General features: G+C 54.6%; 10 protein-coding genes and 1 pseudogene. 3 read left to right on the top strand and 8 right to left on the bottom strand.

Annotated features, from left to right (window positions below):
* Positions 1 to 157: 157 nt before the first annotated feature.
* The 3 genes from HX773_RS20310 to HX773_RS26190 all read right to left on the bottom strand — a co-directional run bounded on the left by HX773_RS20310 (position 158) and on the right by HX773_RS26190 (position 1,863).
* Positions 158 to 682 carry a hypothetical protein gene (locus HX773_RS20310; RefSeq protein WP_176973035.1) on the bottom strand — a complete coding sequence of 175 codons (525 nt, stop codon included), beginning with the start codon at positions 680 to 682 and terminating at the stop codon, positions 158 to 160.
* A 370-nt stretch (positions 683 to 1,052) separates the two neighbouring features.
* The gene (locus tag HX773_RS20305) at positions 1,053 to 1,301 is read right to left on the bottom strand and encodes an Ltp family lipoprotein (RefSeq protein ID WP_218168312.1); all 249 of its coding nucleotides are present in this window, start codon (positions 1,299 to 1,301) and stop codon (positions 1,053 to 1,055) included.
* 151 nt (positions 1,302 to 1,452) lie between these two features.
* On the bottom strand, positions 1,453 to 1,863 hold the full coding sequence (locus HX773_RS26190; RefSeq protein ID WP_176973034.1) for an HNH endonuclease: 411 nt from the start codon (positions 1,861 to 1,863) through the stop codon (positions 1,453 to 1,455).
* Between the two features lie 66 nt (positions 1,864 to 1,929).
* Here HX773_RS26190 and HX773_RS20295 point away from each other — a divergent pair, with 66 nt between their 5' ends.
* The 3 genes and pseudogenes from HX773_RS20295 (at position 1,930) to HX773_RS20285 (ending at position 4,246) form a co-directional block, all read left to right on the top strand.
* A complete protein-coding gene (locus tag HX773_RS20295) occupies positions 1,930 to 2,325 on the top strand; it encodes a transposase (RefSeq protein ID WP_176973033.1) in 396 nt (131 codons plus the stop codon).
* Positions 2,322 to 2,669: an IS66 family insertion sequence element accessory protein TnpB gene (gene tnpB / locus HX773_RS20290; protein WP_176973032.1), complete on the top strand. Its 348-nt coding sequence runs from the start codon at positions 2,322 to 2,324 to the stop codon at positions 2,667 to 2,669. The genes HX773_RS20295 and tnpB overlap by 4 nt, the downstream gene beginning before the upstream one ends.
* A gap of 39 nt (positions 2,670 to 2,708) precedes the next feature.
* Positions 2,709 to 4,246 (top strand): annotated as a pseudogene (locus HX773_RS20285) (IS66 family transposase).
* A gap of 16 nt (positions 4,247 to 4,262) precedes the next feature.
* On the opposite strand, the gene HX773_RS20280 reads toward HX773_RS20285, so the two are convergent.
* The 5 genes from HX773_RS20280 to HX773_RS20260 all read right to left on the bottom strand — a co-directional run bounded on the left by HX773_RS20280 (position 4,263) and on the right by HX773_RS20260 (position 8,493).
* Positions 4,263 to 4,859: a hypothetical protein gene (locus HX773_RS20280; protein WP_176973031.1), complete on the bottom strand. Its 597-nt coding sequence runs from the start codon at positions 4,857 to 4,859 to the stop codon at positions 4,263 to 4,265.
* 899 nt (positions 4,860 to 5,758) lie between these two features.
* A complete protein-coding gene (gene repA / locus HX773_RS20275; RefSeq protein ID WP_176973030.1) occupies positions 5,759 to 6,691 on the bottom strand; it encodes a plasmid replication initiator RepA in 933 nt (310 codons plus the stop codon).
* A gap of 283 nt (positions 6,692 to 6,974) precedes the next feature.
* A complete protein-coding gene (locus tag HX773_RS20270; RefSeq protein WP_176973029.1) occupies positions 6,975 to 7,229 on the bottom strand; it encodes a RepB family protein in 255 nt (84 codons plus the stop codon).
* 132 nt (positions 7,230 to 7,361) lie between these two features.
* On the bottom strand, positions 7,362 to 7,898 hold the full coding sequence (locus HX773_RS20265; RefSeq protein WP_176973028.1) for a phospholipase D family protein: 537 nt from the start codon (positions 7,896 to 7,898) through the stop codon (positions 7,362 to 7,364).
* An 85-nt stretch (positions 7,899 to 7,983) separates the two neighbouring features.
* Positions 7,984 to 8,493: a hypothetical protein gene (locus HX773_RS20260; RefSeq protein WP_176973027.1), complete on the bottom strand. Its 510-nt coding sequence runs from the start codon at positions 8,491 to 8,493 to the stop codon at positions 7,984 to 7,986.
* Positions 8,494 to 8,498 lie beyond the last annotated feature (5 nt).

Below are 8,498 nucleotides of genomic sequence, written 5' to 3'. Positions count from 1 at the left end.
TGCAAACGAACCAACCCGCCTAAAGGCGGGTTGGTTCGTTTGCAGAGCAGGAGATTACGCTCAGATAAAAAAGGATCACAATAAGATTCTTTTTTACTACTCATATTTTAGGTGATTTACGGTAGCTAAACGAGAGCATAAACAATCATCAGATCACTTAGCGCTTGGTAACGTCGGTAATAACTACGTCATTACCATCAGAACCACCGCTAATGGTCACTTCATATGTATGCCCAGTCTCAGGTTTCACTGACCCTGACCAGGTACGATCGGAGCTGTGGTACATGCCCTGATCAGTAAATACCCATTTTATTGCGTATGTTTCGCCAGCCTTAACTCTGTATTCCATATAGCTTTTATCTGAAAAAACCGAGGAAACAGGACCGCTGCCTTCTACTTTTTTCCCATAGCTAGATTTGATACCCATAATCGAGAATCGCGCATTAACGCTGTATTCTTTATTAGGTTCGCCTGACCATTTTACAATATAAGGTACAGGTTGCAGCATCTGGCCAGAAGCTTGTCTAATGCTGGTATAAACGGGACTGTTATCGAACCGTAAATATGCTGCATTTTCACCATTGTAATCAGGTAAAACTGGTTTAAAAGACGCAGCACAACCGACCATGAAAAGTGGAAACATGACAGCTGCGGAAAATTTGGATATTGACGGTATTTTCATATGACTCATCCATGATAAAAGGTTCTAGAAAACAATGTTGCCACATCACAAGGTGACGAATTGCATTATAAACAAAACACAGTCAGAAACTTACCATAACATCCCGATCACGAATCACACCTCCTTCCATCCCATGCTATGGTTAAACCCCTTTCACAACATGAGGATAGACACAAGATTGTCAGAACATGGCACGGATGCGTACCGTTCAAGCATGCTGATTCAAGCTATTTAGAACTGGACAAGTAGGTGGCCGCTTGGAAAACGGAAATAAACCTACGTTAATAAAATCAGTATTCGGAGGGAACAAACACCGGCGCACTGGAATTAGGTAATTCGAGTGTAACCATCGTTTGAACCACGCCGTTTTTTAGCAGCCACCTGCCTGTTTTGCCCCGTAGGTTGCTTGATCAACGGTGTATTTGTCTCCGGCACTTGAGGTAAGTTGCTTAATAAGGCCTTTACACGAGAAGCCTGTCATATTGAGATACTGCTTCGCAGATCTAATGGCATTATTTTGAGGATCCGTCAAATCTCCCGCCCATGTAGGCGCTGCGACAAACAATGCTGCAGTCAGTACAATCTTCAAGAAATTCATTGAAATATCTCCATAACCCATACGGCGCCTCTGCCCCCCTCGAAGACCCTGCTTCGCAGAGCCTATTTTCCAGGCGGACCCCAAGTATAGAAATGCGATAATAAAACGAGTCCTGTTCAGCTAAAAGCGCTGGAATAATGGGCGGACAGTATCGCATTTCAGTAAGCGCGATTTAATGAGACGGGTCTCGATTGTAGCTGCTTGTACGGTCCCCCTCGCAACGCAAAGCCTCAAATGCAGCCCATCGGGCAAGCAGGAACTCGGAGTTAATTGGCCAGCGCAGATTTATAATGTATTTGCCTTGATACTCGGCTAAATCAGGGTCGAGCTTTATGGCTTCGTCAAGAAAGTAGAGCTGCATTGTTTTCGGACAAATTGCGCACCAACTGTCGTCAAAAATTTTGTGAATATCGCAGCGCATCCACAGCCCGTTAGTGTAATAGTCTGCGCCGCCATCCTTGTGTTCAACCAGATGTGCGGCACTGCAACGAGAGTGTATTTGCGAGCCGGTGACGACACATTTATCGAAGCAGTTGTACTTAACAGACGTAGCAAACGAGAACTGTAAGCGTACAGCCAGCACCGTCTGGTTAATTTCGCCTCTCCCTGTAATTTAGGTGCCCACTTATTTTAATTAGGTGGACACCTGATGACGGGCTCAAAATCCTTAACACGCCAGCACTACTCTCCCGAATTTAAGCTCCGGCTGGTGCGCATGGCGATCAAAACGCTTGAAGAAAACGGCAGCGTTGCCGCCCTCGCACGACAGCATAACGTCAACGACAACCTCCTCTTTAAATGGATGCGTCTCTGGAAAAATGAGGGCTGCGTCGCTAAACCCCGCGGGCGTAAAGCTAAAATACCAGCACTGCCCGCGCTGGTACCGGTTCAGATAGCACATCCTTCACCCGCACCTGCACCGCAGCCTGACGCCGCTGCGGACTGTATTATCCGGCTCCCGGGCGGCGAAATATCGCTGCATAACCCTTCGCCGGCGCAGCTCACCGCGCTGCTGCAGGCCATGATGCGTGGAGGACGACCGTGATCGGCCTGCCATCCGGAACGAAAATCTGGCTGGTCGCCGGCATCACCGACATGTGCAACGGCTTCAACGGCCTCGGCGCAAAGGTCCAGACCGCGCTGAAAGATGACCCGATGTCCGGTCACGTCTTTATCTTCCGCGGACGTTGCGGTAGCCAGGTCAAGCTGCTCTGGTCCACCGGTGATGGGCTGTGCCTGCTGACAAAACGGCTGGAACGGGGCCGCTTCGCCTGGCCGTCGGCCCGCGACGGCAAAGTGTTCCTCACGCCCGCCCAGCTGGCCATGCTGCTGGAGGGCATTGACTGGCGGCAGCCAAAGCGCCTGCTGTCACCCCTCACGCTGCTGTAATCCTGGTCACCCGGCGGGCAACCTGGTAGCATGCCCGCCATGAACGACAACATCCCCGACGACATTGCCCTCCTTAAACAGCGGCTGGCCGAACAGGAGGCGCTGAACCGTCTCCTGCAGGCCAGGCTGGACGAGCGTGAGCGCGAAGTTGACTACCTTCAGGCACAGCTGGACAAGCTGCGTCGCATGAACTTCGGCAGCCGCTCTGAAAAAGTCGCGAAGCGCATCGCGCAGATAGAAACCAGGCTCACCGCCATGCAGAAAGACAGTGACGAACGCACCGGACGCGTTGACGACCCGCCGGTGCCGCGCCCGCTGCGACAGACCCGCACGCGTAAGCCGTTCCCTGAATCCCTGCCGCGCGATGAAAACCGCCTGAAGCCGGCGGAAGTCTGCTGCCCGGACTGCGGCGGCGCGCTGTCGTACCTGGGGGAAGATGTGGCAGAGCAGCTGGAGCTGCTGCGCAGCGCGTTCCGCGTCATCCGCACTGTGCGTGAGAAGCATGCCTGTAAAAAGTGCGACCGTATCGTGCAGGCGGCTGCGCCGTCGCGGCCCATCGAGCGCGGCGTCGCCGGGCCGGGCCTGCTGGCACGGGTGCTGACGTCAAAGTACGCGGAACACACGCCGCTGAACCGGCAGTCAGAGATATACGAACGTCAGGGCGTGACGCTCAGCCGTTCGCTGCTGTCGGGCTGGGTGGACGCGTGCTGCCAGCTGCTGTCACCGCTGGATGAAGCGCTCTCGCGCTACGTGCTCACCGATGGCAAGCTGCACGCCGACGATACGCCGGTACCGGTGCTGCTGCCGGGCAACGGCAAAACTAAAACCGGGCGGTTGTGGACGTACGTTCGCGACGACCGCAACGCAGGATCGGTGATGGCCCCGGCGGTGTGGTTCGCCTACTCGCCGGACCGCAAAGGCGTGCACCCGCAGACGCATCTGACGGGGTTCAGCGGGGTGCTGCAGGCGGACGCGTATGCCGGGTTCAACGAGCTGTACCGCGAAGGCCATATAAAGGAAGCGGCATGCTGGGCGCACGCGCGGCGTAAAATCCACGACGTGCACGTGCGAACGCCCTCGGAGACGACAAGCGAAGCGCTGCATCGTATCGGCGAACTGTACGTCATCGAGTCGGCCATCCGGGGTAAAAGCGCGGCGGAACGGCTTGCTGTCCGGCAGGAAAAAACGTTGCCGTTACTGAACGCGCTGGAAGGATGGCTGCGTGAAAAACAGCAAACTCTCTCGCGACACTCGGAGCTGGCGAAGGCGTTCGCGTACGCACTTAATCAGTGGGAGGCGCTGAAATATTACGCCAGCAACGGCTGGGCTGAGCCGGATAATAACATCGCGAAAACGCGCTGCGGACGGTCAGTCTGGGGCGGAAAAACTGGCTGTTCTTCGGTTCAGATCACGGTGGCGATCGTGGTGCGCAGCTTTACGGACTTATCGGGAGCTGTCGGCTGAACGGCATCGATCCTGAATGTTATCTTCGTTACGTGCTGTCGGTTATCGCCGACTGGCCGGTCAACCGCGTCGGTGAGTTACTGCCATGGCGCGCCTCCCTGCCCGGGGAATAATCTCCGGGTCATCCTGTCAATACGGTCTTCGCTGGACGCTTACCGAGAACTGGTCAGGACGGGTTTTCGTTTGCGTCTGCTTACCTTCTCGTTTAGGAGGCAAGATAACGGGTTCGGTGGCAATCTCTGCAACCGATATGGCCTCAGGTTCATACGTGGTGACTTCGACCGAATGCTTCTCAGGTTCTGGCATGAACTCAGCCAGCAGGCCAGCGCGGGTAACAAGTATTTCGCGAAGATTATGAGCCTGAGTTATTGCAAAAACCGTTCCATGCACGATAAAACGCCAGCCCGGCGGGGCTTCAAAATCGCCAACTGAATAATAATAATAGTTTGTATAGCCGCTTTTACTCTTTGCTTTGTACGCAGCAGTAGCGACTGGCCATTGATCTCGATAACGCTGCCACATGAACTGCACAGCCTGTTTTTTTCGTTCGCTTAGGGTTCCTTGCTGAAGGACACGAACGTCATTGGCTTTTTGCTCTACGAGTTTGGGTATCTCTGCTTCTGAAGCACCCATAGTCAGATGAAAGCGAATAAGCTCACGTAGTTTGTTTACCTCCGGACCAAAGGGACTAATCCCCATAGCTTCCATAATTTTCCTTGCTTGCATGATTTGTCCTCCCGCAAATATCCATCCGGTTAGTAACCATAATTAACGAACATATAATTCCATGTCGTGAAATATATAGAACTCAATTGAAACCTCAAATGGCAGGCGAGCAGCGCGCAGCCTGTCCACTGAATGCCGCGTCAGCGCGGCATGGAGGCGCCATAAACTGCTACGGACGGCTACTTATGCCAGTCGGCGCCGTGAGCCCGGCGTAGCCGGTTACAGTCCCAATGGTGGCAAAAGCCCCCCCCCCCTCCCTGCCAGACGCCGTTTAAGCAGCGGCCTTTCAGTCGCGAATTAGCCTGATGGTCGAAGACGAAAGACAGAGACCGCGGGCCTCAGTGTTACAGCAACACCTGTGGTAGTTACATCATTCATCTATAAAGCGACTCTGATCCGGCCCTTTGGGCCGGGCGGCGGCGGCTGGTCAGTGGGGGCAACCGGGGTGCAGGTACGGCGCAGATCCTGGATGAGAGGGGCGCGGGGTTTTAGGTTCGGCTCGGTGCTGATGTTAACAAGAATATTACTGGATGTTGTAACTAGTGCCTTATTGCCCACCGCTTGTCGGTGGGAGCTACCTCCGGATTTTGGATTGGCATGTCGCTGCGATTAATGGCTGCACACTTATCCACGCCAGTGGCCTGCATGAAAACCTTCTTTATTACTTTGATTATTTCTTTCTGACGTAAGTCAGGACTGTCTTGCGCGTAACGGTGACTCTGTTGCCTGTAATCGCAGGATACTGATTGCGGATAACTGTGGTAAAAAAAAGTGGCGCACGGCCTGTGGCCACTTTTCATGTTTCAGGGGAAGCTAATGCCGGCGTTGCTGTCTGCATTTTTGCATCCGCTACGATCGCCACCACCGCCAGTTAAGGCGGTTAAAACTGCAGGATGAAATCAGTGAACGATGTCTGGTTTGTCGGGCAGAACGGGCTCGTAATTGAGGCCCAGCTCCAGCTGGCGCAGACATTTCCACACCAGGCGGTCAAAGTCATGAGGTGAAAGGTCGCGCCATGCATGAGCCGGGCGTGCGCGCAGCAGCTTGGCCATCGCGTTGCGCCGGTCATCGAGAGATAGCTTGCTCAGCCGCTTACGGCGCTTCTGCTTTGACGCTTTTTCCCTTCGGCTGATAAGTGTGGCCATACGCATGTGTTCATACCAGCGCCGGCGCGCGGCTCGCACGGATGTGTGCGTGCCCGGCTCAATGATGCCGTCGGCTTCGGCAGCCAGCCGCTCGTTGCGCTCGGCCAGAAATTTATCCATGTCGATGCCGCAAAGGGCCCAGAAACGATCGGTCAGGACGACATGACGCGGCATGCAGTAGCCTGTAGCCGGGTCCATTTCCAGATCCGGCCGTTCAATCAGGCCGTAACGCTCCCACTCTTCGAACAGGCGGGAAAGCCGGCAGGGCTCAACGCGGGTTTCGGGAATAACACTGCCCTTCTCATCTTTCGGGCTAAGTTCGTCAGCCAGTTTGCTGCCGTTGAAGGTCACCACGGACGTGGCCATATCCGCGCGCTGAATGCAAAGCGGCCACAAGGCGTCATACAGCGCCTGCTTTTCCGGGCGAAAATCACGTTTACGCCCTGCTGCATCGCGCAACTGGACAAAATACGGATGGCGGGACATCCGCTGTCGTAGCGTCATTTTGCCTGTGCGCCTGTCTTTTACGACAAGCCGGCTCATGGCATGGCCCATCTGACCGGGGAGGCGTTTATAGCCTTTTGGCGCAAACCACTCAGGATTAGAGCATTTGCAGGTGGTGGAGTGATCGCCGCGATGACGATTATCGGGTCGTGGAGATGTGTTAAGAACTGTATGCTTATGCATGTCCCCCGGCGCTTATATTGCTCGGGAGGAGTAAGCACAGAACGAATTGTCTTTTTCCGGGCATAAAACTATACTCCCCGCACAGGGCAATAGTCCTGTGCAGTTGTATGGAAGCCCCGGTAATCTTCTCTCGTCGCCAAACTCGAAAGATTATCGGGGTTTTTCTTTTCTGATTTGGACCTGCCGCCTCAGATTCCCTGCCACCTTCCGGCGTGGCCAACCATCAATTCTTAACTGTCCGTAATCTATCACTCAGAAACGCTTTCGGCAATAACGTGACCAGTCACAGCACTCCATTGTTACGCGCTTCAGCTTCGATCAGCTTTTCAAGCAGTTCAGCCTGCGTTAATCCCTTCAACTCACAGAGCTTAACCAGTGCGTCTTTCATATCAGTCTGAATGAAGATGCTGACAGGTCTGTGTGTTTCACGCTTCCTCGCCTTATAAGCGCGAGCGCGATCCTTATCAGGAGTTGGCTGCTCTCTGTTACGAGTGCGTTTCTTTTCGGGAGGTGATGTTACTGAATCACGGGAGCTCATGCTCGTACCCTGCTGCAAAATAAGACTTTCCGCAGAATAGCATAAGCCAAATCAGTAATATGCCTTATTTGTGATAGGTGATAAGCCGCTGGCGAAGGCGTTATCAGGTAGTACGGACGGTCAACAGCGTGGTTACTTGGACGGGTTCCAGGCAACACCTTCATCCCAGCGGGACTGCCAGTGCCTGAGATAGCGGTCAGCAAGCACCGGCATGTGCTCGATAAGCAGTGCATTTTCGCTGTTATGTCTTGCGCCAGCACACGTGTAGTTAATGCTGCCGGTTTCAACCGTCCGCCCGTCTGCAACGATAAACTTGTCATGCATTGCGGCGTACCGGTCGTTCACACGAACGGGGATACTGCGTGCAGTAAGCAAATTTATCGCCACACGACTCTTGCGGTTCTGGTTCGCTTTCTCATCGAGCACCATACGCACGTCAACACCGCGCATTTTAGCCCTTATCAGCGCAGCGGCGACCTCAGGGGAGGTGAAGCTGTAGCCGGCGAGCCGGATGTCAGACTGCGCGCGTTCAATGATCCCGAGCACCAGCGCTTCAGCGCCGCCCTCGGGGGAAAAGCCAGCGCTGAAAGTGGGCTCGGCATAAGCCTGACCCGCTGGCACAAACGTTATCAGGCCACTCATAAACAGCGGCAGAACGAAAATTCTCATGGGTTTCTCCGGGGGTCGTGAGCGTGCCGGATTAATAATCCTGGACGCGAGGGACCGGTCAACCGCAGGGCGGCAGGCCGTTAATTCAGTCAGGTTTTCCTGTCACCAGCACGTTTAAAAGGCTCAGATCCGAGTAGGTCTGCCTGACCAGCTGCACGCCGGTAAAAAACACGGCGACGTTCAGAAGCGGCAGCAGGCTCAGGCTAACGTCATGCAGGGCCATACCCGCTAACGGCGGCAGGATCAGCGTGCTCACGCCAGTGGCCGCCATGACGGCCGTCAGGTTTCGCCCGCGCACGAATCGCCCGTTTTCCTGTTTCACCAGTTGTGGATGCAGTAGCAGCGTGACCGGCATCATGCCAGGGCGCGACTTCATCTCCCGCAGGCGCGACGCATCCACTTCTGGAAAGTTGTGTTCCGCTACAAACCCAGTGATGACGTCATCCACGGCCTGACGAATTCCCGTGGAACAGTCCCCGTTGCTGCCGCGGCTCCACCGGCGCAGCAGCAGACCTGGCTCGCGAATTTCCGGCAGCCAGGCGAACAGCATCATCAGGACCACGATCGCCGTAGCGGCGCCAAGCATTACAGTCATAGCGT

This window comes from Pantoea sp. B9002, from assembly GCF_013385945.1.
In the GTDB taxonomy this organism is placed as follows: domain Bacteria; phylum Pseudomonadota; class Gammaproteobacteria; order Enterobacterales; family Enterobacteriaceae; genus Pantoea.
Note: the sequence above shows the minus strand (reverse complement) of the source record. Positions and strands in the feature narration are given on the sequence as shown.